The sequence below is a fragment of the Vibrio gangliei genome (assembly GCF_026001925.1).
Taxonomy (GTDB): Bacteria; Pseudomonadota; Gammaproteobacteria; order Enterobacterales; family Vibrionaceae; genus Vibrio; species Vibrio gangliei.
This window is the reverse complement of record NZ_AP021869.1, coordinates 1,335,525-1,360,500: the sequence shown is the minus strand read 5'-3', so window position 1 is coordinate 1,360,500 and position 24,976 is coordinate 1,335,525. Positions and strand designations below refer to the sequence as shown.

The following is a 24,976-nucleotide window of genomic DNA, read 5'->3' as shown; positions in this document are numbered from 1 at the left end:
TTCGTTATTCTTCTTTAGATAGAACCGGCAAGATACGACTGACTTTATCTAACGTTTCTTGATATTCCGACTCAGCGTGACTATCCGCTACAATACCGCCGCCAGCCCAAGCATACAAATGGTGTTGGTAAGCGACCAAGGTTCGAATGGTGATGTTACTGTCCATACGACCACAACGGCTGATGTAGCCAATGCTGCCACAATAAGCATTTCGGCGGTGTGGCTCTAACTCTTCTATGATTTCCATGGCACGAATTTTTGGCGCACCAGTAATCGAGCCGCCAGGGAAACAAGCCCTCAATAAATCGCTAGCGCTTTGATCTTTATCGAGTATAGCACGAATGGTACTGACCAAATGGTGCACGGCTGGGAAGCTTTCAATGGCAAAGAGATCTGGTACAGAAACAGAACCGGCTTTTGCTACACGTCCAATATCATTGCGCAATAGATCCACAATCATCAGATTTTCAGCCTGATCTTTTTCTGCATTTTTGAGTTCATTCGCCAGTTCGGCATCACGCACAGCATCGGATGAACGAGGACGAGTACCTTTAATTGGCTTGGTCTCAATAATGCCATTATTCACTTCAATAAACCGTTCTGGAGAAATGCTCAATAAAGCCAATTCATTGGTTCGAATAAAAGCGGAGAAAGGGGCGTGATTGGATTCTTCTAACTTTTGATACGCCTGCCATTCGCTGCCTTGATATTGAGCTTGAAAACGCTGAGCAAGGTTGATTTGGTAACAGTCGCCAGATCGTAAGTAATCCTGAATGGCATCGAATTTTTCGGTGTAGCTCTCTTGGGTCATATTCGATTGCCAATCCGAGAGCATTTGAAACGCCTCAGCTGAGCTAGCGTTCTGTGATTCTAGCCACGCTTGATGTTGCTCGATATTTTGCCCCACAAAATACGCTTGTTTCAATTGGTGATCGACAATCAAAGCCCACTCATAAATGCCAATTGCCATGTCTGCGGTTGGAATATCCTGTTGAGCCAGATTAGGCATAGACTCAACTCGGCGTCCAAGATCATAGCTAAAGTAACCCAATGCACCGCCACAAAAAGGAATATCTTCGATTGATGTAACATGCGGCAATAACGTATTGAGGTAATGATCAAGCAGATTGAAAGGGTCGTCTTTTGAAGAGTCAGCTTGCTGTAAGCCGATTTCAGTTGAAGTCGACATTACCGTTTTTTCACCATGAGTGACTAACGTTGCTATCGGCTTTGCAACTAAAATATCATAACGATTGTTTGGATGGCCTTGAGCAGCTGAGCGGAGCAACATCGACCAAGATAATGATTCAATGCTAGAAAAATAGAGTTTTGCAAGCTCGGCTTGATAGGTGACGTGCTTAATATTTATTCGTTGTGAAGATGTCGTCGTTGGGTTTAGAGTCATATTGGAAATATTTTGATTATTCATTCTGTAAAGTGTGACCAAGGTTCAATCGTTACGTAGCATCGAATGAGGAGCGAGAGTATCATATTTCAAGAATTAAATAGCAGTATAAATAAATGCACTAAAAGCAAATGACTCGGTAACGGATTGGTTTAGTAAAATCCCGTGCACACATGGATTTGTTGGTCATCACTGTGACGCTGTCACTTTTGGTGGCCATTCTCACCAGTCTTTACCTAATTATTATAATGTAGAGGCAAGTATGACCGTCATTCGTAAGCAAGATGTGATCAGCAGTGTCGCTGACGCCCTCCAGTATATCTCTTATTATCATCCAATGGATTTTATCCAAGCGCTTGAAAAGGCGTACCATAAAGAAGAAAGCCAAGCGGCAAAAGATGCCATTGCACAAATTCTAATTAACTCACGTATGGCCGCAGAAGGGCATCGTCCAATTTGCCAAGACACCGGTATTGTGACCTGTTTTGTAAACATTGGTATGGATGTACGTTGGGACGCCACTGATATGACGGTACAACAAATGGTCGACGAAGGTGTTCGTCAGGCGTATACCAATCCAGATAACCCATTGCGCGCATCTGTTCTTGCCGATCCAGCAGGTAAACGCATTAACACCAAAGACAACACGCCTGCCGTTGTGCACATTAATATGGTGCCAGGTGATAAAGTTGAGATTCAAATTGCAGCTAAGGGCGGTGGTTCTGAAAACAAAACCAAAATGGTGATGCTCAACCCATCGGATGATATTGCCGAGTGGGTAGAAAAAACATTGCCAGCCATGGGCGCAGGTTGGTGTCCACCGGGCATGCTAGGTATCGGTATTGGCGGTACAGCCGAAAAAGCAGCGGTACTGGCTAAAGAATCATTAATGGAACACATTGATATTCATGAATTGATCGAACGTGGCCCACAAAACGCGGAAGAAGAATTGCGTTTGGATATTTTTAACCGTGTTAACAAACTCGGCATAGGTGCGCAAGGTTTAGGTGGTTTAACGACTGTTGTTGATGTGAAGATCAAAACCGCGCCAACGCACGCGGCGTCTAAACCTGTATGTTTGATTCCAAACTGCGCGGCAACTCGCCACGTTCACTTTACGCTGGACGGCTCAGGCCCAGCTGAATTAACGCCACCACAATTAGAAGACTGGCCACAAATCACTTGGGAGGCTGGCGCGAATACTCGCCGTGTGAACCTTGATACCGTGACCAAAGAAGAAGTGCAACAATGGCGTACTGGTGAAACGGTTCTGCTTTCTGGCAAGATCTTAACCGGTCGTGATGCAGCACATAAGCGTATTCAAGGTATGCTACAAAGTGGTGAAGGGTTACCTGAAGGGGTCGATCTGAACGGCAAATTTATCTACTACGTTGGCCCTGTTGATGCGGTACGTGATGAAGTCGTAGGTCCAGCTGGCCCAACAACCTCAACACGTATGGATAAATTTACCGACATGATGCTAGAAGAAACCGGCATTATGGGTATGATTGGTAAAGCCGAGCGTGGCGCTGCGACGGTTGAGTCGATTAAAAAGAACAAATCCGTTTACCTAATGGCGGTCGGCGGTGCGGCTTACTTAGTGGCAAAAGCGATTAAGAAAGCGCGTGTTGTTGCTTTTGAAGACTTAGGTATGGAAGCGATTTATGAGTTTGAAGTGGAAGATATGCCCGTTACGGTGGCGGTCGATTCTACGGGCGCGAATGCTCATCAAATTGGCCCAGATACGTGGAAAGTGAAAATCGCTGAGATGGAAAAGTAATTCGCTAGAGTCGAATTGCGTGGTGTGAGCGCACATTACGCTTCGAGAATGCTTCGAAAACACTTCGAGCGTTTCTTTGACTTGGTTATTTTATACTTTAATCAAAATTTGCCTGACTAATCGGATTAAATTGATTATAGTTTCAGTAACAAAAATGATAACAGGCTGAATGTTTAGGAGATTTTATGCCACGTTTTGTACAGATTTTACAAATCCTGATCGCAATCGTTGTGGGTGGTTACGTTGGTGTGCAGATGATTCTGCACGGTATCGCCATTTTTAACACGGCTAATAACTGGTTTGCGGTAATGACAGTGGTATTAGGTGTTCTACTCGAAATCTCGCTGTTTGTAATCTATAAGTTGATAGAAGAAGACTAATTCTTGTCGCAGCGTATCAGGGAAGGTTGATTTTTCACAATCACTTCACACGAATAAAAGTAATTTAGGCTCGTATTTATTATAAATGCGAGCCTTTGTTTTTCTTGAACTTTTCTTTTCTGAAATTCAAGCTAGTTTTTTCTGACACAAGCACAATATGATATTCTCAAGTAAACAGTATGTTGGGGAGCATTAAATGAAGATCAAACAAGAAGTGAATGATTTGGTGAAACGAAGCCTCGATCGCCATCTGCGCCTCGCTGTCACTGGCTTATCTCGCGCGGGTAAAACGGCGTTTATCACCTCATTGGTCAATCAACTTTTAAATAGCTCCACACAAGATAACTTACCTCTATTTGAGCCAAGTCGAAATAAGCAACTGCTTGGAGCAAAGCGTATCCCACAAACTAACTTAATGGTGCCAAGATTCGACTACGATCTGGCTATTGAGCAGCTTAATACCACGCCACCACAATGGCCGGAACCCACGCGTGATGTGAGTGAAATTCGTCTTGCGATTCGTTTTGTTCCAAAAAAAGGTGCAAGACGATTACTGAAAAGCACATCAACTTTGTATTTAGATATTGTCGATTACCCTGGTGAATGGCTATTGGATCTGCCTTTACTCAATATGAGTTTTGAAGAATGGTCACTAAGCCAAATGCAGCTTCTTAAAGGCGAAAAAGCGGGCAGTGAATTGCGTTCTATACTGGCTAAAGAGTGGTTAGTCAAACTTAATCATTTTGATTTGTTCGCCTCAGCTAATGAAAATCGAGTGGCAGAATTGGCGAAGGCTTATACCGATTATCTTCATGCTTGCAAAAACGAAGGACTGCACTGGGTTCAGCCTGGGCGTTTTGTTCTGCCCGGTGAGCTTGTTGGTGCACCAGTATTACAATTTTTCCCGGTTGATATTGAAACGGATGATAATGGTAAACCCAAAGCGGAAATAAAACGTAGTTCTGCTTATGCCATGTTGCGCTCTCGCTTTAATGAATACAAAAAGAAGATTGTGAAAGATTTTTACCAAGAGCACTTTGCTACCTTTGACCGCCAGATCGTACTGGTTGATTGTCTACAGCCACTGAATACCGGCTATGACTCATTCATGGATATGAGTGGTGCGATTAATCAATTGATGCAGAGCTTCAAATATGGGCGCAATTCGATTCTCAAGCGTTTGTTCTCAGCCAAGATTGATAAAGTGTTATTTGCTGCAACGAAAGCGGATCATGTGACGCCGGATCAACACACCAATATGGTGTCTTTGTTACAACAACTGGTTCATGAGGCCTGGAAACATGTGTCTTATGAAGGGATAGAAATGGAGTGCATGAACTTGTCTTCTATACAAGCGACTATGCCTGGCTATGCACAAGCCGGGGATACCACATTACAAGCAATCAAAGGCACAACATTAGCAGAAGAAACCATCACGCTATTTCCTGGAGAAGTACCGCCTAAATTACCTCAACGTGAATACTGGCAAGGTAATGGCTTTGAGTTTTATCAATTTAGACCGTTAAAAATTCCACACGACCAAGCCTTGCCGCATATTCGTATGGATAAAGCGTTACAGTTTCTACTAGGGGATAAATTGCGATGAGTCAGGATAAAAAAGAATACAAAACCAAAGTGGTCTTCGATACGGATAAACCTACGAAATCTGTACAAGAAGAAGTCGGGATCATGCAAGATAACCTGTCCAATACGATTCGTTTTGATGAAGCCACCCAATTTGTCCCAATGACGCAAGAGCAAATAGAACTCACGGCTGATAACCAACTTGAAGATGAAATGGTGAAGATCATTCGACCACGCTCGAAAAAACGTTGGTTATTTACTGGTGCGGTTGTGGCTTTTACTGGCTTGGTTGGTTGGCAATGTGTGAATAATGTTGTTCAGGCTTATCAGCAATCGGATTGGCTAACACTAGGTTGGACAGGATTTATTGCCGCAATAGCTTCACTCGGTATTAGCGCTACGGCAAAAGAGCTATGGAAATTACGTCGTTTACGCAAGCAACTCGGTAGTCAAGAACTCGCGATGGATTTAATTCATTCGCATAAAACGGGTAATGCTAAGCCATTTTGTGAAGATCTTGCCAATCAAGCTGGCGTTACATTGGAACATGCGGGTTATGATCGTTGGGTTAAAACCGTTAATGACAATCATAACGACGCCGATGTGATCGAGTTGTACGATGATATGGTGATCGCTCAACAAGATAAACAAGCCAAGAAAATAGTCGCTACATATTCTACAGAATCGGCGATATTGGTGGCGGTTAGCCCATTGGCGATTGCCGACATGCTGCTTGTGGCTTGGCGCAATTTCAAAATGATTGACGAACTAGGAAAAATTTACGGCGTAGAGCTGGGCTATTGGTCTCGTATTCGCTTAATTAAACTGGTCTTTATTAACATGGCCGCCGCTGGTGCTAGTGAGCTTGCTGTTGATATCGGCACTAACGTCATGTCGTTGGGCGTAGCTGGAAAAGTGTCCACTCGTGCTGCACAAGGGATCGGCGTTGGCCTGCTCACTGGTCGACTAGGTATTAAAGCGATGGCGTTATTGCGTCCATTACCTTGGCGTAAAGAGAAAGCCGTACGTTTAAGTGAAATCCGCAAGTTAGTGGTAGGGCGAGTGATTGGTAAATCGGAAGATAAGTAAGCTTGGTTTAAAAGCGGTGAGTAGATCAATGATTAACTCGCTATTTATCAGTGCAATCCACTTATCATCTTGACGAAATTGAGCGCATACAACACACTACTGTCAACTTTTCGTGACACTTGTAGGGATTAGATCGTGCGATTAGAAGTTTTGTGCCAAGACCGTCTCGGGCTTACCCGTGAATTACTGGATATTCTCGCCTCTAAAAATATTGATTTACGTGGAATAGAATTAAGTACCCGCGGCAAAGAAGTCGGTGACCCGGGCACCATATATCTCAACTGTCCTGATGTTGAGTTTCACACTTTCAGTGCCTTAATGGCGCAAATCCGTCAAATCGATGGCGTGACGGATGTGCGTAAAATTCCCTTTATGCCAAGTGAGCGTGAAAATACCGAATTAAACGCGATTCTAGATACACTGCCAGATCCTGTCATTTCGATCAGCTTAAAAGGTGATATAGAAATGGCGAATTTCTGCGCGTTGGCACTATTCAAAGTGTCAGTGAAAGAAATCCAAACCTTCAGCATTTTCCATTACATTCCTAAACTGAAATCGGCACCTTGGTTTAAAGCGCTTGCTAGTGGCGAAGTAAAAGCGAAAGGCGAAGTGAAACCTAAGCAGAGTAAGTTTGACGAAGGCTTACTGCGTTATCGCGATAAAATCACCATTGAAGGGCTCAATTACCTGATGGATGTAATGCCGGTGATGATCCACAGTGATTCGGGAGAAGCCATTTTGGCCGGCGCGGTGATCATGTTGAAACCCATCGTGTTGTCGGAAACAAAATTGACCTCTGTTCCTGAGTATAATCCGCTTGGTTTTGAACATTTTGTCGGTGTCTCAAACCATCATCAACGTTTAGTTTCCCAAGCAAAGAAACTGGCCATGCTCGATCAACCACTTTTGATTGAAGGGGAAACCGGAACGGGTAAAGAAATGCTAGCGCGCGCTTGTCATAATCGTTCTCACCGTTCTAATGAACCTTTCTTAGTACTGAGTTGTGCCTCAATGCCAGATGATGCAGCGGAAACTGAGTTATTTGGTAATGCGCCAGGTGCGTTTAATCATGAAGTTGGTCATAAAGGGATCTTTGAACAAGCGGACAAAGGCACGGTTTTTCTTGATGAAATCGGCGAAATGAGCCCGCATTTGCAAATCAAACTGCTGCGTTTTTTACAAGATGGTTCGTTTCGCCGTGTCGGTGAAGAAAAAGAAATGCATGTCGATGTACGTGTTATTGCCTCAACCAAACAAACCTTGTCACAACTTACGCAATCGGGCTCTTTCCGTGAAGATTTATATTATCGATTGAATGTTTTGAATTTAAGTATTCCATCATTACGTGAACGCAGCAGTGATGTGTTGCCGCTGGTGGATATGTTTGTGGCGAAGTACGCACAACAACTTGGTTTAAAAGTACCGAGTTATGATGATGATTTGATCGAGCAACTGACGCTCTATCCGTGGCCGGGAAATATTCGCCAATTAGAAAACTCGGTGCTGCGTGCGATGACGCAACTTGACGATGATGTATTGAAGTTCGAGCATTTCCAACTGCCAACGTTGCAGGCAAGTCGTTCAGCGTTTGAAACACAATCAGAAATTTTTACTCTGGAAGGCTCATTAGATGAGATGATGCGTAAACACGAAGCGCAAATTCTTGAGCGTTTGTATCAATCTTTCCCATCCAGCCGAAAACTCGCTAAACGTTTAGAAGTTTCACATACTTCTATTGCGAATAAATTGCGTGATTATGGCATCAGGAAGTCGTAATGAATTTTTGTGATATGCCGTTAATCGATTTGAACTCTGGCGCGACATTTTCATTTATGGATTGCCATTTACGCCTTGTTCAACCGGGTGATGAATGGCCTATCAGTGAGTTTTACCTTCAAAATAGAGATTACTTACAACCGTGGGAACCTGTACGCAATGAAACTTTTTATACCATCGAATATTGGTGTAATCGCATCGCTTGTACTTTAGATTTACACGAGAAAAAAGAGGCATTCTCTTTTGTTATTTTGAATGAGTCGGAGCAAAGTGTGATAGGAATGATTAACTACACATCGGTGTCAAGTTACCCATTTCATGCTTGTCACTTAGGTTATGCTTTGGCCCAATCACAGCAAGGTAAAGGCATTATGCACATGGCCTTAACGCTCACCAATCAATGGATGTTTAAGCAAGTTAATCTACATCGAATAATGGCGGCTTATATACCAAGAAATCGTGCGAGTGAAAAAGTGCTCACTAAGCTTAACTTTGAACATGAGGGCACAGCACGAGATTACCTTTTAATAAACGGTCAATGGGAAACTCATTATTTGATGTCTTTGATTAACCCTGATTGGGTCAACAAGGGCTGAGGAGTACGAAATGGAACGATTAAACAAACAACTTGAGCTGTTGATGGAGCTCGACAAACTCAAAACCGTATTACGTCGTACACGAATAAAATCGGCACAAGGTCGATTAGAAAATACCGCAGAACACAGTTGGCATGTCGCTTTAATGGCATTGTTGATGGAAGAACATGCCAATGAGTCGGTGGATATTACCAAAGTCGTCAAAATGTTGTTATTGCACGATGTGGTTGAAATCGATGCCGGAGATACCTTCGTTTATGATACTGCAGCCTCAGCAGTACAAGCCGAAAATGAATTAAAAGCTGCCAAGCGATTATTTGGGATGTTGCCGCAAGATCAAGGTGAAGCATTGATGGCAATATGGCTTGAATTTGAAGCCGCCCAAACCGCAGAAGCCAAATTTGCTAAATCGTTAGACCGGCTGATCCCAATGTTGCTTAACTATTATAATAATGGTCAAAGTTGGATGGAGCATGGGGTAACCAAAACACAAGCATTAACCGTCAATGCGCGAATTGAGCATGGCTCAGCCGCATTGTGGGAAAAAACGCAGCAGATCGTTGCTGAAGCCGTGAAAAATGGCTGGTTAAAAGATCAATAAGAAAAAGCGAGATTCTATGTCTTATATACCTTTGGACGAATACCAAAGAAAGTGGATTTTTACGCATCAATCCATGCCCGTACCAGAAGAAGATTTAGTGCAGATTAAACCTATTCCACAACAACGTGCTGCTCAGTTGTGGATTGAGAATATCAGCAAACAAAGCCCAGATGCAGAGCGACTGAGTTCATCTGATTGGGCAAGCAAAGCCAGTAATTGGCAAGATGAGGTGGATTGGTCAGGGGCGTGGGAAGCCGATGAACCTGAATTGCCTCAAGCCATTTTAGATCATATCGATTGGCAAGATGATGTGACGGTCTACTTTTGCTATGAGAAATACAACATCATAGAAACCAAGTGGTCAGTCTTTAAAAAACATTGGAAGAACTTTCTGTTTTTCGATGATGGCCCAATTTTAATCGGTCGCCGCCGTTCTGAAGCCTTATGGTTTAACACCAATGGCACGGTAAAGCTTGGCCATAGAATGTAATCAATAAACTTTTCTATAAAGCTACCCAATTGGTGGCTTTTCATTTATGTGCTATTTTTTATTCATCGCAACTTTTTGAGGATAGTGCAATGAATCCTGTTTGTTGGTTTGAAATTTATGTTGATGACATGTCTAGAGCTAAGGCTTTTTACCAGACAGTTTTGAATATTGAACTGCAAGATTTACAGCCACCCGGTGGTGGCCCTGAAATGCAAATGATGGCATTTCCTTCAAGTATGGATCAATACGGAGCAACTGGGGCGCTAGTTAAGATGGCCGGTTGTGAGGTAGGTGGCTATAGCACGATTGTGTATTTTTCTTGCGAAGATTGCGCGGTAGAAGGCAGTCGAATTGTCGCGGCAGGCGGTTCGATTCACAGAGAAAAATTATCAATTGGTGAACATGGATTCATTGTCCTTGGTGTCGATACTGAAGGTAATATGTTTGGTTTGCATTCGATGAAATAAATATTTGGATTCAACGCTAATTAATCAATCTATGACTTTAACCGTTTTGCATGAGCGAGTAAGGTTGCTTAATCTTTATTACGGTGGAAACCTCATGCATAAATTAAAAATTTTCGAACAGACAGATACAGAGTTGTTGTATCAAATTATACGAAAGCATTCATTTGCAACACTGATTGTTTACTCTGAAAACGGTGTCGAAGTTGACCATCTTCCTATGTTTTTAGCTGCTAAGGATGATAAATTTTTTCTACAAGGCCACCTAGCAAAAGTAAATCCAACAGCCAAGCAGCTTCGAGAAGCTACTGAGGTAATGATAATTTTCCATGGCCCGAACGCTTATATTTCTCCAAATTTTTATCCAACTAAACAAGCAAATGGTAAAGCGGTTCCAACTTGGAATTACATTGTAGTACATGTGAAAGGAATGGTATCTGCGGTTGATTGTAACGCTTGGAAGTTAGACTTACTGGATAAGCTAACTGCTCATCACGAGATAGGTAATAAAGAGCCTTGGTCAATGTCGGATGCTCCAACTAAATATATTGAGCAAATGCTCCCTGCAATTATCGGAATTGAAATTGAAATACAAGAAATTGAAGGGAAATGGAAAGTAAGCCAAGATAAGCCTAAAGTGAATCAACAGGGTGTTGTTCAAGGGCTTCAAGAATCTGGTCATGGCGAAATGAGCGATTGGGTAAATACCTATATCACTAAATAGATTCCTATTAAAAACGCCGCTTCAATTAAAGCGGCGTTTTTATTGAACCCACAGTATAGAATTACTTCTTACGGCAGTATTCAGCGATGATGTACATAGATTGGCCGTTTGCTTTGCCTGAAACCAATTTAGGGTCATCAGCTAGGCTGATACCACGAACAACCGTGCCTTGTTTAATTACTTGAGATGAACCTTTGATTGGCAGATCTTTGATGATGGTCACGTCATCGCCTTTTTTAAGTTCAACGCCGTTTACATCACGAGGTTTTTCTTGGTCTTCGTCCATGCCGATTTCAGCCCAAGTTTTGGTTTCGTCTTCAAGATACATCATATCTAAAAGCTCATTTGCCCAAGTTTCACCTTTGCGAGAAAGATGAGTAAGCTGACGCCATGCTAATACTTGTACTTGAGGTACTTGGCTCCACATGCTGTCATTTAGACAACGCCAGTGGTTCACATCCATGCCTTCTGGTGATTCAACTTGTGCGCGGCAAGTATCACAAATCATAACTGCGTGATCGACCGTGATTTGAGTGTGAGGCGCTACAACGAAAGGAGCCAATGAAGAAGTTGCAGAGCAAAGCTCACATTTAGATTCGCAACGTGCAAGTAAGGTTGCTTCTGTAGACATAATGTTTACCTAATATCGTCAAGGATGAATTTGAAGCCCGCTATTATCCATTTTATCCATAATATTAAAAGGGGAATGTGATATTTAGCGTCCAAAACTCAGTATAGGTGAGCATTTTGTCTTTGTTCATCGAGTTTCTAAGTGATTTATAACTGAAACATTTTTTCCAGTGTCAGTTTTTCTTGTTCGGTCAATACTGGGGAAGAGAAATCTTGCTCGGCTACCATATCATCGATAAACACTTGGACTTTTTTCAGTTGTTTTGGTTCAAGGTCGACTAAATGGTCAATCAATTGTTCGAGTTGCTCTGAATGGTCGGTTTCCGTTTTGAGTGATGAATGTGCAGACATGGGGCTCTCCTTATGTCGTATGCGTTAGCGGCAATGAATACAATTAAGAGTTATATCAACAATAATGGACGAAATGTTTAATTTGTGTAAACTTAGCGACAATGTTCCATCAGAATAAGAATAGGATAACTATGAGCAAATTGATTTTTTGGATAATTCTGGTTGCCATTGGTGCTGGCATCGGTATTAACTATCAAGATGAAATTATGGATATGCTAAATTTGCGTGATATGGAAGAAGTTCAAGATTCACTAGAAGATGCCGCAGATAGTTTGCAGTCTGGCGTTGATTCGCTGTCTGATACGGTAAGCCAATTAGCCCAACAGAACTAATCGATTGATGTAAAAAATGGCCCATTTCTTAAGAAGTGGGCCATTTTTTGTTTGGCTGAGGCTACCTATTGATGATTGGTCGCCGTATAACCGTAGCTTTCGATTAACGCTTGGCCTTCTTTCGATAATACATAATCTAAGAAGCGTTGTGCTGGCTCTTGAAGGTTACCTTTTTTATAAACGAGTAGGAAAGGGCGTGCCAATTTATATTTACCGTTGGCAATGTTGTCCGAGGTTGGAGAAACGCCTTCTAAGTTAATGGCTTTAATCGATTTATCAACCGAACCCATTGAAACAAAGCCTATTGCTTGTGGGTTATGGTTGACCAAGGTTTTCATCATGCCATTGCTGTTGACGACTAAATTTTTGCTACTTACATTTGAAACGTTTTGCTTGTTAACCACTTTAGTTAGACCCAATAAAGTTTCGAAACTGTAGCGAGACCCCGATGCTGCTTCACGTGTTACCACAGCAATTGCTTGGTCATTACCGCCCACTTCTTTCCAGTTCTTTATTTCACCCAAGTAGATTTTGGCTAGTTGGTCTAGTGTTAAATTATTTACAGGGTTGAGTACGTTCGTCGCCACGGCTAAGCCATCGTGTGCAATTGGAACGATAGCGACTTGATCACTGGCTTCTGCTTCCGTTAAATAGCGAGAACTCATTCCTAGATCAGACACGCCTTTAATTGCTAACATTATTCCAGCTGTTGAGTCGACGGCTTGTACCGCGATGTAGTCATCTGGGTGAGATTGATTGTATTTTTCAGCTAAAACATCCATCACACGCGCGACAGAACTAGAGCCTGATACTACGATTTGTTTGGCTTGCACCGAAGAAATCAGCATCAGAGATGATAAAAGGGTGGCGAGTAAAACTCGAAACATGTAAATCTCCAAACGATAACTAAATGAATGCTCATTATTCTATGTCGTTTGTGTGACAGTTTTGTGACTTAAGGTTAATTGGAAGTGAGTGTGCAGAATACCACAACCAAGCGCGGTTTTTCATTTAGAGGTTATACTCAAGATGGAGGTATCATATGATCACGGAATTAGATTGGCGCCGCATAATGAAACGTGCTGAGCAATTGTGTCATTACCGAAATGGTAGTGTTCCTTTTGGACAAGGTAAGGCTTGCTTTGAAAGTGATGAATCACAAATGCGTTTGATTTTTTCCAATGAGATTTACTCCGTCGATTCTATGCATTCAGATCATGCAATTGAGGTGGCTAAATTGCAGTACGATGTGAACCACGCTATGTGGGAGCTTTATATTAATAGCGCCGAAGAACACTTTCAGCCAGAAGCCGAGTGGGTGCCACACCCCGTCCATTTTGCTCATAAAGAGGCGTTAATCTTATTGGCTGTAATTGAAAAGGATGCGGAAGAGTGTATATGGCGTTGAACTCTGACATCTATACATGATAGATACGTAATGCACAATTTGAATTGCTTTAAATAGGAATTGGATAATGAAAAGGCTACCGGAGTGGGTAGCCTTTATTGGTCATAATTCTCTTATTCTGATTTCAATTCCGCATTTTCCACTTCTGCGTTATTCGCGTCATTAGATTCTGCATTTGAACTTTCAGGTAATGGCGCAAAGGCTTGTGTTGGTTTTGCCACAATGCTGCGATTTTCAATGCTGACATTAGTGAGAGTAACCTCAATTACATCACCTAGTTTTAACTCAACATTGCCATCAATTTCAATGGTACCTAATTCACGTGAAGCTGAAATACGCTCTTTGTTGTCCATGATTTGCGAACATGGAATGAAAGCGGCAGCACCATTTTCTAGTAAGCGAACTCGAGCACCAGCACGGCTGATATCAAAGATTTCTGCTTGGAATACGGTACCGTTTTCTGGTTCTTTGATTAAGGTACGGGCATACAACCAATCGGATACATTACGTTCTGCCATGTTGTGGAAACGACGGCATAACGATAATTCTTCACCAATGGTTTCATCTGGTGTCTGCACGGGCTCTTTGTTTAAGATCAGAGCTTTGAGCATACGATGGTTGATCATATCGCCATATTTACGGATCGGAGAAGTCCAAGTGGCATAGATATCTAGTCCCATAGCAAAATGTTGCTCAGGCTTATGGTTGATTTCACTGTATGCTTGGTATTTGCGAATACGGTTATCTAAATAATTTTCTTCTTGGCTTGCTAACCAACGACGTAGTGCACTAAAGCCTTCTAAAGTAACAATGCTTTCCGCCGTGAAAGGCAATTCACCAGATGGATTTGTCAATTCAATCACATCTTTAACTTTGTCTTCTTTAAAGCCGGCATGAGTATTAAAAATACCAGAGTTGAATGCTGATTTTAGCGCTTTACCTGCACAGATATTGGCGGTAATCATAGATTCTTCAACCAACTTATTAGCTGTGCGACGCATATCGGCATGAATGGCCACGACGTCATTATCCTCGCTCAGTTCAAAACGGTAGTCTGGGCGATCTGGGAAAACGACCGCATTATTTTGACGCCATTGTGCTCGAGCTTGCGCGAATTTATGCAGAGTAGAGACGACGGTCGCAATTTGTTCGCTTGGATTCCAATTTGTGCAGTTTCCAGTTTCTAACCAGTCAGATACATGATCATAAACTAAACGAGCGTGTGATTTGATATTGGCGGCAAAGAATTCGATATCATCAGCTATGACGCCATCTTTTGAAACAGTCACAGTACAGCATAGTGCCGCACGAAGTTCATCTTGCTTTAATGAACAAAGATCATCGGCAAGATCACGCGGCAACATTGGAATATTGCGGCCAGGAAGATAGATTGTGAAGCCACGCTTACGTGCAACGGCATCCATGTCTGAATCGGGCGTGATGTAGGCAGTTGGATCGGCAATCGCAATCGTGACTTTAAAGTCGCCGTTGTCTAATTGCTCTGCGTAAAGCGCATCATCCATATCTTTGGTCGATTCACCATCGATGGTCACAAATGGGATATCAGTTAAATCACGACGTTCTAATGCTTCATCGTCTTTTAGTCGCCACGTTTCACCTTCAGGCAACCCTTGAGGTTCGCTATTAGGCAAATCATTTTGTGCCAGCGTTACCCACCAAGGCGCGATCTTGTCGTCGGCATCGGTGATTTTTTCTGAGATCTCAACAAAGAAAGCATCTTTATCGCAATCTTTAGCCAGCGGGTGGTCAACGAGATGAGCCACAACCCAATCACCATCTTTTAGTGTTTCTGGGTTTACCCCTTTACGCGCTTTAGCTTTTAAAGATAGTTTTTTCAGCTGTGGATGGTCTGGCACAACATTTAAACGGCCTTTAAAAAGTTTGATGCGTGCAATAAAGCGGGTAAGGGCGGGCTCGATAAGCTCATCGGGTTCTGCACTTTCTTTATCGTTTTCAGAACGAATAATCGCGACGACTTTATCGCCATGAATGCACTTCTTCATAAAGCTAGGCGCTATGAAGTAGCTGTTTTTGCTATCCACTTCTAAGAAACCAAATGATTTATCGGTCGCTTTTACCGTACCTTCTTTTTTCGGTAGGTTTTCTTTCATTTGCTGCTTTAGTTGCGCGAGTAACGGGTTGTCTGAAAACATAGATGTCTTTCTTTAACTATTTTTGAGTGAAAATTTATCGGCACACTATAATGATTGCAATAAGGGATTACCACTTTATTACAGTAAAAGTGATGAGATAAGGTGGATAAGAAATGAAGTTATTTTTCAAACTTTAGACTTGTAGATGTCTATTTATAACGGTTGTGCCATGTTATTTATAAAATATGGACAGATAAGCATAAAAATGTGATGAAATTCAATTTTTCCTAGCTTTTTTTATGTTTATCAGGCAGAATGCGCCTCCCTTATAGATGTCCCGCCACAGCTTAAGGCGTTTTCTACCTAATCCATGATGTGTATGGATACTAGATGTTAGGGTAGGTATTAGAGGTAGTTGAGCTGAATGGGACCGAGATTTTCCTTAAAATTAGTAGGAACCCCATGTCAGAAAATCAAATCAAATTCGTCGATCTAGATCTTAACTCAGATATTCTTTCTGCTCTAAACTCGATGGGATTTGAAACTCCAACTCCAATTCAAGCTGCATCTATCCCACACCTATTAGAAGGTAAAGATGCATTAGGTAAAGCACAGACTGGTACCGGTAAAACGGCTGCTTTCTCTTTGCCGATCTTGAATAAAATCGATCTTAAGCAATACAAACCACAAACTATCATCATGGCGCCAACTCGTGAGTTAGCGATTCAAGTAGCTGCAGAAATCAAAACATTAGGCCAAAATATTAAGGGCTTAAGTGTCACTGAAATCTACGGTGGTGCTTCAATCGTTGATCAAATGCGCGCTCTGAAGAAAGGTTCTCACATTGTTGTGGGTACACCGGGACGTGTTAAAGACCTGATTAATCGTCGTTCTCTACATTTAGATGAAGTAAAAACTTTCGTTCTAGATGAAGCGGATGAAATGTTGAAAATGGGCTTTGTTGATGATGTTACTTGGATCATGGAACAAGCACCTGAATCTGCACAACGTGTTCTATTCTCTGCCACTATGCCTCCGATGGTAAAAACCATTGTCGACCGCTTCTTGCGTAATCCAGCTCGTGTTGACGTTGCTGGTGAAAACCGTACGGTTGCCAAAGTTGAACAAAACTTCTGGGTAGTGAAGGGCGTAGAAAAAGATGAAGCAATGACTCGTCTACTTGAAACTGAAGACACTGATGCATCAATCGTATTCGTTCGTACTCGCCAAGATACTGAACGTCTATCAGATTGGTTAACTGCTCGTGGTTTCAAATCAGCAGCATTACATGGAGATATTCCTCAAGCTCAACGTGAGCGCACCGTTGATAACATCAAACGTGGCGTGATTGATATTCTAGTGGCAACAGATGTTGTAGCTCGTGGCCTTGATGTGCCTCGTATTACGCACGTGTTCAACTACGATATCCCGTTTGATACTGAATCATACATCCACCGTATTGGTCGTACTGGCCGTGCGGGACGTACTGGTAAAGCAATTCTACTTGTTCGCACTAACCAAATGCGTATGCTTCGCACTATTGAGCGTGTGACGAAATCAAGCATGGAAGAAATCCAACTTCCACAACGCGATAAAGTGGCAGAAGCGCGTCTAGTGAAATTAAGCGCAGAGCTTGAAGCCGATAAAGACAACGCATCACTAGAAAGCTTTGTTGAGTTGATTGAAAAGCTACAAGCGTCTTTAGATGTAGATGCAGCGACATTAGCGGCTATTTTACTTAAGCGCCAACAAGGTAAGCGTCCTTTATTCTATAAAGGTCCAGATCCGATGATTGAAGCGATCGAGCGTGATAATAAGCGTCGTCGTGAGCGTCGTGAAAACCCTCGTGACGGTGGCCGTGGCGAAGGTCGTTCATTTGGTGGCAACAAGCAAGATTGGGATACTTACCAATTGCAAGTTGGTCGTGACAGCGGCGTACAAGTGAAGGATATCGTTGGTGCATTAGCAAACGAGCTTGGCTTAACTAAGCATTCAATCGGTGCAATTAAACTGGCTCAAGGCCACACATTCGTACAGTTACCAAAAGCAATGACATCTGAAGTTGCTGGTAAACTGAAGAAGCTGCGTATCCGCCAAAAAGAAGTGGGTGCAGTCGTGTGTGATTTTGATGATTTCCGTGAATCACGTGGCCCTCGTTCTGGTGGTCCTCGTCGCGACGGCGGTCGTGATGGTGGTGGTTTCCGTGGTGGACGTGGTGAAGGTCACCGTGGTCGTCGCGATGGTGGTAATGGTGAGCGTCGTTTCGACCGTAACCGTGGCCCTAAAGGAAAAGCATCTGCACCACGCGGTAACCGCGAAGGTTAATAGCTTTAACTAACGTTACCAAACAAGATCTTAAGGCCGAGATAACGAAATGTTGTCTCGGCTTTTTTACGTTTGTAGTTAACCTCATCTGAGGTTAGTTAACGAATTTATTTATTCTCTAAAAGAAATGAACCCTTGTTTTAGATCAAGCAAATTATTACTCAAATCTGAAATGACCAAAATAAAGTTGAAAGATTAAAAAAATATTGAATAATGTAATGCAAATAACACTATTCACGACTATAGTGTTTATCTTCACAAAACGTAGAAAGAGAATCTCATGTCAAATCAATATGTATTAGTGATCAATTCCGGCAGCTCTTCACTGAAATTTGCCGTTATCAACTCAGTCACAGGGGATGCCGTATTAACAGGGCTTGGTGAGTGTTTTGGGCTAGAAGATTCAAGAATGAGTTGGAAGCACCAGGGACAGAAACAAGAAATCTCAATCGTTGGTGAAGAAAGCCACCACCAAATCGCGATTCAAAAATTAGTTGATATTGTGGCTGACTATGGTTTGACAGATGAAGTGATTGCGGTTGGCCATCGTATCGTACATGGCGGTGAGAAGTTTACGAAAACGGTTCAAATTGATGAGCAAGTGTTAAAAGATATTGAATCAGTTAAAGAACTCGCTCCGCTTCATGCTCCTGCTAATGTCATTGGTATTAAATCTGCATTAAAAGCTTTCCCATCTCTTCCTCAATTCGCTGTATTCGACACCGCTTTCCACCAAACAATGCCTGCTAAAGCATACACTGGTGCAATTGATAAAACCTTATATGATGAATTCAAAATCCGTCGTTATGGTTTCCACGGCACGAGCCATTACTACGTAAGCCGTGAAGCAGCGAAAATGATCAATAAACCGATTGAAGAGTCGAGTTTCATTTCTGTACACCTAGGTAACGGTGCCTCAGTATGTGCGATCAAAAATGGTAAGAGTGTAGATACCAGCATGGGCTTCACGCCACTGGCTGGCCTTATGATGGGGACGCGTTGTGGTGACCTTGATCCAGGTATCATTGAATTTTTGATGAACAAAGGTTGGACTCAAGAAAAAGTATTTGAAACATTAAACAAGAAATCTGGCTTCTTAGGTGTTTCTGGTTTAACCAGTGATGCTCGTGGTATTTTGGAAGCGATGGAAGAAGGGCATGAAGGCGCTAAATTAGCGTTTGAAGTCTTTACTTACCGTGTCGCGAAATATATCGGTTCATACATGGTGGCGCTAGATAACCTAGACGGAATCATTTTCACTGGTGGTATTGGTGAAAACGCACTACCAATTCGTCGTGAAATTCTTCGTTACTTGAAAATCTTCGGCTACAAAGAAAACGAACAAGCGGATGCGGACGCACGTTTTGGTGAAGAAGGCATCATTACAACCGAAGATTCTCCAGTGGCCATGGTTATTCCAACCAACGAAGAGTTTGTTATTGCTCAAGAGTCGGTTGCTTTGATGAAGTAAAATTAAAGTAAGACGCTACTTTTTAGTTATAGGTAAAGAAAAGGGAGCCACAGCAGTTGCGGCTCCCTTCTTTATTTTGTGACTGTACAACCTGTAACGTTGCAAAGTGTAATGCGGTTTATTCAACAGTGATAAGAGGTTAGTTAGAACCTTCGACGACTGTTTTTACCGGTGCATCTTTAAATTGTTCTGCTTTATCGGATGCTTGAGAGGCTTTCTCTGTAACATCGTTTTTAGTATCAGATACAGCGTCTTTTGTTCCTTGAACCTTATCTGCTGTGCTTGATTTCACATTGTCTACTTTATCATTAGCCGCATCTTTTGCATTGTCGACATGATCGTTAATGTTATCAGCGGCTTCATTTTTGGCTTGTTTCGCTGTTTTTTCTGCATCGCAGCGACCACTGACACCGACGGTACTTTCTAAAGCCGCATTTTTAGCTGCTTTTGATGCATCACAATCAGGCTTAATAATGCCAGCAAAGCTTGAAGACGAAACAGCAAGAGCCAAGCTAACAACAAATGTACTCAATCTCATAGTATTTCCTTACGTAGCCTTTGTGATTGAAGTTGCAATTGTGTTTAAAGACTCGGATTACAACTTCAATCTATGGTTGTATGATTTATTACTAACTATTGTTTATTACTAACTATTGTTTATTACTAACTATTGTTTATTACGAAATTAGTCTATCGTGCAATATGAGTTAAGCCGTTGCAGCACGTGCTTTTAAGAACTCATCATAAGTACCACGGAAGTCATGGATTTGACCATCACGGATCTCAAGAATACGAGTTGCAAGCGATGACACAAATTGGCGGTCATGAGATACAAAGAATAGGGTGCCTTTGTAGTTTTCTAGCGCCAAGTTCAATGATTCGATTGACTCCATATCCATGTGGTTGGTTGGTTCATCCATCAACAACATATTCGGTTTGTGCATCATCAGTTTGCCAAGCAACATGCGCCCTTGCTCACCACCGGAAAGTACTTGAACGCGTTTTTTAATGTCATCCTGACCAAATAGCATACGGCCTAGGAAGCTACGAACCACTTGCTCATCATCGCCTTCTTGACGCCATTGCGCCATCCAATCAAATACGGTTAGATCTTCCGCAAATTCATGGGCATGGTCTTGTGCGTAGTAACCAATATTAGAGTTTTCAGACCACTTATAGAAACCTGTTTTTGGTTCTAGTACGCCAGCCAAAGTGTTTAATAGGGTAGTTTTACCCACACCGTTTTCACCGATGATGGCAACACGTTCACCTACTTCAAAGATAGCATTAAATTTATCAAACAGCGTTGTTTCGAATCCCTGAGATAAATTTTCAATCTCAAGCGCGTTACGGAACAACTCTTTTGATTGCTCAAAGCGAATGAAAGGGTTTTGACGACTTGATGCTTTCACTTCTTCTAATTGAATTTTATCAATTTGCTTCGCACGAGAAGTCGCTTGTTTTGCTTTCGATGCGTTAGCCGAGAAGCGAGATACGAAGGTTTGTAACTCAGCAATTTGTGCTTTCTTCTTTGCGTTATCGGCCAATAGACGTTCACGAGCTTGCGTCGCTGCAAACATGTAGTCATCGTAGTTACCAGGGTAGACTCGTAATTCACCGTAATCGATATCTGCCATGTGCGTACAAACTTCATTTAGGAAGTGACGGTCGTGCGAGATGATGATCATGGTGCAGTTACGTTGATTTAGGGTTTCTTCTAACCAACGAATAGTGTCCATGTCCAAGTTGTTGGTTGGTTCATCAAGTAGCATGATATTTGGATCAGCAAAAAGTACTTGAGCCAACAGCACACGCAGTTTCCAACCAGGAGCAATTTCACTCATTGGGCCCCAATGTTGTTCAGTCGGAATACCAACAGACAGTAGTAAATCTCCAGCACGAGATTCTGCTGTGTAGCCATCCATTTCTGCAAATTGCGTTTCAAGATCAGCCACTTTCATGCCGTCTTCTTCGCTCATTTCAGCTAAAGAATAGATGCGGTCACGTTCTACTTTTACTTCCCATAATTCTTTGTGGCCCATGATGACAGTATCAATAACTGTGAATTCTTCGTAGGCGAACTGATCCTGGTTCAGCTTAGCGACACGTTCGTTCGGGTCATAACTTACGTTACCAGAACTTGGTTCAAGCTCACCGCTTAAGATCTTCATAAAGGTGGATTTACCACAACCATTGGCACCAATAAGGCCGTAACGGTTACCGTCGCCGAATTTTACCGAGATGTTTTCGAATAGGGGTTTAGCACCAAATTGCATGGTGATGTTTGCTGTGCTTAAGATAACGGCATTCCTCTGGTTTGAACTTTATGTTGATGTCGTTTCAGCCATACTGGGTCAGAGGTTATGGTATTAGCAAAACCCATTAACCCGTGCTGATGAATTAGCGCGCATTATAGACGATATGAAAGCTATGTGATACCCGTCAAATTTTGAAAGTGTGTGAAATTATTTTTTCTTACGGGCAAAAAAAGCGCCTAGCTGAGTGCAGTTAGGCGCTTGATCAAATAGGGCGATGATTACTTAGCCAAGGCTTTGAAAGCGTGAAGTTTTTCACCATTTGCAATGTCATCGCTCATCACATCTGATGTAATATCATAGATATAAGCAGCAGGTTGACCTGATGAGTCAGTGGCTGTAGCTGTGATGTACAATTTATTATCATTGGTGAGGTTAATAGTGTCGATTTCAGTATTAGCTAGAACTGGCGATAGTAGCTTGTTACCAGCTTTTCTATCTATAATCGAAATTTGAAGCGCTTCTTTAATCACAATGTAGTCGTCGTTGACCCAAAGATAGTTTTGCTGACCGCCTTCGATTTGACCAGCTTCACTGTCGGTTTCAAAGCCGGTGTTGGCGTCGAGTACAAAATTGCTTTCAATACTAGTTATTTTATTCCCAACCGATCCTGATGTGACTTCTTGTACGGAATAGATACACTGTTTATTTACATCACCACATATATTGTCGTTAAATGAGTGGCTTAAAGTAAATGTTAGAATGTCGTTTTGATTGTGTGGATTAAGAGCAATTTCACCATCCCAACCACCAGCTAAAGACTCATCGAGTTCAGCATCCTTGTTCAATAATCCAGTATTTAATAAGGTTAATTCTGAATTATGCATAGTAAGGATCTGTGTTACATCACTTAGGTTTTTAATCTTATTATCTATACCAATTAGGCCAGAAACCACGCCAGAATTGATAGCCGGGATCACTACCGTTTTACAAGTAACTTTTTGTGCATTCGTAAGTTTATCATTATTACAAATTTCATTACTGAATGAGGCTGGTGCACCTTTGTTTGTTTCTATTAATACACTGCCAAGGTTCTCGCTAGTTGATAATAACGTGTCACCACTTATTTGAATTATATGTTTCGCTTTTTCTAACGTCTTATTCTCAATGAGTTGTTGTAATACTTCAGCAATGGACTCATTTGAATCTTCATCGGTTAGTTTTGAGATGGCATCGATAATGGATTCCGTATTTAACTCAAGGCTGTTGTAAAAATGCCCGCGTGTATAAGATTTAGTATCAAAGGTTTCGCCATTTGAAAAAACCAATAAACCTTTGCTATTTTCACCTACAAAATCAGGAATTTCCTTATTATCTGAAATTAAAAAATACTCGCCAATTGAAATTGTGCCATCTTCTGATGTTGAAGTCTGAACGTAATACCATACAGGTTTACGGTAGTTATGATTAATCGGTGCATGATCTTCAACACTATCGCCAAAATTTTGATATTGGTATAGAGAATGATGGTCTTCAACCACCTCAACCACGAATCCACCATTAGAAACAGGCGTAAATTTGTTAACATTCACATTTGAAATATCACCAATAGGCGCACCATCTGCATCAAAACCGATGAGATGAGAGCCTTCATCTGAACTTTCAACCCGAGCAATACTTGCGGCATTAGATAGATTAGAAAACGTAAGTTCAGTGAGAGGTTCTTTCGACTCAGAAGAACTCGAACTTGAAGAATCGTTACAAGCAGAAAGGGCAAGACAAACGGTAGTCGCCAATAATAATTGTTTTAGCATGGGGAATCCTATTTTTTGGAAGCCGGATTTTACCATTATGATTTTATTTTCCAAGTGTGCAGTAAGTGGTCTGATTAGAATAAAAAACCGTGCCACAAAAAAGTGCGGCACGGTTTAATCTATGAACCAAATCAAGGCATGTTGAGAGATTCTGAAGATAGGGCTAAAGAATCGATGGCGCTACAAAATTAATTATACGCGCGAGCAAAACAGCCTGAGCTTAGGACTTTATATTCACCGGTCGAGCATGGGATGAATGCCGATTGACCTTTAGTAATAACTAAAACATGGCCACTGGGGTGAGTCAGAGTTACATCAGCATTAATGGCGAAAATAATCTCGGCGCTATCACATACTAAATTTGCTTCGCACTCATATACACTGAATTTAAAATCATCCACTGGGATTGGGTAGTGCTTCGCGTTCTTCTCTTCTTTTGGAGCTAATAAAATTTCATTACTTGGCTTTGGCACACAAGTTGTGTTGGCTATCAGTTCAGGCACATCCATGTATTTTGGCGTTAATCCCGCGCGAAGTACGTTGTCAGAGTTAGCCATGATCTCTAAACCTGTACCTTTGATATAGGCATGTGGAGTACACGCATCAAGGAACATGGCTTCACCCGGTTGCAAAGTAATAGTATGCAGCATTAATGGGGCAAACAGACCAACATCACCTGGGTATTGCTGCTCCAAATCAAGTAGTAGATTGGCTAATGCATCACCTTTATGCTCTACCGCATGCTGGTGAAGCGCTTGTAACGCCGATACTTTTTCTTTACCAGTCAGTGACAGCATTGCCTCGAAAAATTGGCTCAAACCTGCTTGTGTTTGATTTGCTTTAAGGGCTTCAACGTAAACAGTCAGAGTTGAGGCGTTCACTGCTTCAAACAAACGAATGATTTCCGAGTAATCGCGAAATCCATTCATGGCTTGATAGGGCGTTAAGGCATAAACCAATTCAGGCTTGTGGTTTGGATCTTTGTAATTCCGGTTTGCAGCTTTTAGAGCAATGCCTGCTTGGTTTTCTTTGTCGAAACCTACTTCAGCTGCTTGCTTACTTGGGTGAACTTGGATGGATAACGCTTTTTCTGCGGCCAGAACTTTGAATAGGTACGGAAGTTCGTTGAAACGCTTTTCAGTACGTTCACCTAGGATTTCAGTTTTGTTATGTTCAATAACAGAGTCCAAACCAAAAGTTTCGCCCTTATGGGTAATTTGCGAACAACCATTTGGATGCGCACCCATCCAGATTTCAGCTTGGTGCTTGTTATCTGGATTTGAAATATCGAACAGTTGATTTATCGATGTTTTGCTGCCCCATGCATAATCTTGAATGACATTCTGCATGAGTACAAAAGGAGGAAGCGTAATCATAATGATCCTTC

Annotated in this window: 23 protein-coding genes; 14 read left to right on the top strand and 9 right to left on the bottom strand. The window is 41.9% G+C overall.

The genetic code is table 11. From position 1 onward, the window contains the following. Positions 1-4: 4 nt before the first annotated feature. The gene (pabB, locus tag Vgang_RS06190) at positions 5-1,429 is read right to left on the bottom strand and encodes an aminodeoxychorismate synthase component 1 (protein WP_105902003.1); all 1,425 of its coding nucleotides are present in this window, start codon (positions 1,427-1,429) and stop codon (positions 5-7) included. 238 nt (positions 1,430-1,667) lie between these two features. On the opposite strand from pabB, the gene Vgang_RS06185 reads away from it, so the two are divergent. The 10 genes from Vgang_RS06185 to Vgang_RS06140 all read left to right on the top strand — a co-directional run bounded on the left by Vgang_RS06185 (position 1,668) and on the right by Vgang_RS06140 (position 10,889). Then, complete coding sequence (locus Vgang_RS06185) at positions 1,668-3,185, top strand: fumarate hydratase (protein ID WP_105902004.1); 1,518 nt, start codon at positions 1,668-1,670, stop codon at positions 3,183-3,185. Positions 3,186-3,370: 185 nt separating this feature from the next. Continuing rightward, a complete protein-coding gene (locus tag Vgang_RS06180) occupies positions 3,371-3,565 on the top strand; it encodes a hypothetical protein (RefSeq protein ID WP_105902005.1) in 195 nt (64 codons plus the stop codon). A 196-nt stretch (positions 3,566-3,761) separates the two neighbouring features. Further along, on the top strand, positions 3,762-5,171 hold the full coding sequence (locus Vgang_RS06175; RefSeq protein ID WP_105902006.1) for a YcjX family GTP-binding protein: 1,410 nt from the start codon (positions 3,762-3,764) through the stop codon (positions 5,169-5,171). After that, complete coding sequence (locus tag Vgang_RS06170) at positions 5,168-6,238, top strand: YcjF family protein (RefSeq protein WP_105902007.1); 1,071 nt, start codon at positions 5,168-5,170, stop codon at positions 6,236-6,238. Before Vgang_RS06175 ends, Vgang_RS06170 begins: the two co-directional genes overlap by 4 nt. Before the next feature lie 135 nt (positions 6,239-6,373). Next, complete coding sequence (gene tyrR / locus Vgang_RS06165; RefSeq protein WP_105902008.1) at positions 6,374-8,014, top strand: transcriptional regulator TyrR; 1,641 nt, start codon at positions 6,374-6,376, stop codon at positions 8,012-8,014. Then, positions 8,014-8,610, top strand: a complete 597-nt coding sequence (locus Vgang_RS06160; RefSeq protein WP_105902009.1) for a GNAT family N-acetyltransferase — start codon at positions 8,014-8,016, stop codon at positions 8,608-8,610. The genes tyrR and Vgang_RS06160 overlap by 1 nt, the downstream gene beginning before the upstream one ends. Positions 8,611-8,620: 10 nt before the next feature. After that, complete coding sequence (locus tag Vgang_RS06155) at positions 8,621-9,211, top strand: HD domain-containing protein (protein ID WP_105902010.1); 591 nt, start codon at positions 8,621-8,623, stop codon at positions 9,209-9,211. A gap of 16 nt (positions 9,212-9,227) precedes the next feature. Continuing rightward, positions 9,228-9,701 carry a DUF2947 domain-containing protein gene (locus Vgang_RS06150; RefSeq protein ID WP_105902011.1) on the top strand — a complete coding sequence of 158 codons (474 nt, stop codon included), beginning with the start codon at positions 9,228-9,230 and terminating at the stop codon, positions 9,699-9,701. Positions 9,702-9,790: 89 nt separating this feature from the next. Further along, positions 9,791-10,168, top strand: a complete 378-nt coding sequence (locus Vgang_RS06145) for a VOC family protein (RefSeq protein WP_105902012.1) — start codon at positions 9,791-9,793, stop codon at positions 10,166-10,168. 94 nt (positions 10,169-10,262) lie between these two features. Then, entirely contained in the window at positions 10,263-10,889 is a 627-nt protein-coding gene (locus Vgang_RS06140) for an FMN-binding negative transcriptional regulator (RefSeq protein ID WP_105902013.1), read from the top strand. Between the two features lie 61 nt (positions 10,890-10,950). Here Vgang_RS06140 and Vgang_RS06135 read toward each other — a convergent pair whose 3' ends face one another. Then, the gene (locus tag Vgang_RS06135) at positions 10,951-11,520 is read right to left on the bottom strand and encodes a PhnA domain-containing protein (protein WP_105902014.1); all 570 of its coding nucleotides are present in this window, start codon (positions 11,518-11,520) and stop codon (positions 10,951-10,953) included. Positions 11,521-11,666: 146 nt separating this feature from the next. Continuing rightward, positions 11,667-11,870, bottom strand: a complete 204-nt coding sequence (locus Vgang_RS06130; protein ID WP_105902015.1) for a hypothetical protein — start codon at positions 11,868-11,870, stop codon at positions 11,667-11,669. 131 nt (positions 11,871-12,001) lie between these two features. On the opposite strand from Vgang_RS06130, the gene Vgang_RS06125 reads away from it, so the two are divergent. Beyond that, positions 12,002-12,202, top strand: coding sequence for a hypothetical protein (locus Vgang_RS06125; RefSeq protein WP_105902016.1), 201 nt, complete (start codon positions 12,002-12,004; stop codon positions 12,200-12,202). Positions 12,203-12,267: 65 nt separating this feature from the next. Here the strand turns inward: Vgang_RS06125 and Vgang_RS06120 are convergent, their stop codons facing one another. Beyond that, the gene (locus tag Vgang_RS06120; RefSeq protein ID WP_105902017.1) at positions 12,268-13,089 is read right to left on the bottom strand and encodes a phosphate ABC transporter substrate-binding protein; all 822 of its coding nucleotides are present in this window, start codon (positions 13,087-13,089) and stop codon (positions 12,268-12,270) included. A gap of 155 nt (positions 13,090-13,244) precedes the next feature. Between Vgang_RS06120 and Vgang_RS06115 the strand changes: the two genes are divergently transcribed. Then, positions 13,245-13,610 carry a DUF3024 domain-containing protein gene (locus Vgang_RS06115; RefSeq protein WP_105902018.1) on the top strand — a complete coding sequence of 122 codons (366 nt, stop codon included), beginning with the start codon at positions 13,245-13,247 and terminating at the stop codon, positions 13,608-13,610. Between the two features lie 113 nt (positions 13,611-13,723). Here Vgang_RS06115 and rnb read toward each other — a convergent pair whose 3' ends face one another. Beyond that, the gene (gene rnb, locus Vgang_RS06110) at positions 13,724-15,784 is read right to left on the bottom strand and encodes an exoribonuclease II (protein ID WP_105902019.1); all 2,061 of its coding nucleotides are present in this window, start codon (positions 15,782-15,784) and stop codon (positions 13,724-13,726) included. A gap of 402 nt (positions 15,785-16,186) precedes the next feature. Between rnb and Vgang_RS06105 the strand changes: the two genes are divergently transcribed. Beyond that, positions 16,187-18,049: a DEAD/DEAH box helicase gene (locus tag Vgang_RS06105; protein WP_105902020.1), complete on the top strand. Its 1,863-nt coding sequence runs from the start codon at positions 16,187-16,189 to the stop codon at positions 18,047-18,049. Positions 18,050-18,329: 280 nt separating this feature from the next. After that, positions 18,330-19,520: an acetate/propionate family kinase gene (locus tag Vgang_RS06100; protein ID WP_105902021.1), complete on the top strand. Its 1,191-nt coding sequence runs from the start codon at positions 18,330-18,332 to the stop codon at positions 19,518-19,520. Positions 19,521-19,659: 139 nt separating this feature from the next. Here the strand turns inward: Vgang_RS06100 and Vgang_RS06095 are convergent, their stop codons facing one another. The 4 genes from Vgang_RS06095 to manA all read right to left on the bottom strand — a co-directional run bounded on the left by Vgang_RS06095 (position 19,660) and on the right by manA (position 24,965). Next, a complete protein-coding gene (locus Vgang_RS06095) occupies positions 19,660-20,058 on the bottom strand; it encodes a hypothetical protein (protein ID WP_170066831.1) in 399 nt (132 codons plus the stop codon). Between the two features lie 169 nt (positions 20,059-20,227). Then, positions 20,228-21,820 (bottom strand): ABC-F family ATPase, encoded by a 1,593-nt coding sequence (locus Vgang_RS06090; RefSeq protein WP_105902022.1) that lies wholly within the window; start codon positions 21,818-21,820, stop codon positions 20,228-20,230. Positions 21,821-22,056: 236 nt separating this feature from the next. Further along, positions 22,057-23,589 (bottom strand): hypothetical protein, encoded by a 1,533-nt coding sequence (locus tag Vgang_RS06085; protein WP_105902023.1) that lies wholly within the window; start codon positions 23,587-23,589, stop codon positions 22,057-22,059. A gap of 188 nt (positions 23,590-23,777) precedes the next feature. After that, complete coding sequence (manA, locus tag Vgang_RS06080) at positions 23,778-24,965, bottom strand: mannose-6-phosphate isomerase, class I (RefSeq protein WP_105902024.1); 1,188 nt, start codon at positions 24,963-24,965, stop codon at positions 23,778-23,780. Positions 24,966-24,976 lie beyond the last annotated feature (11 nt).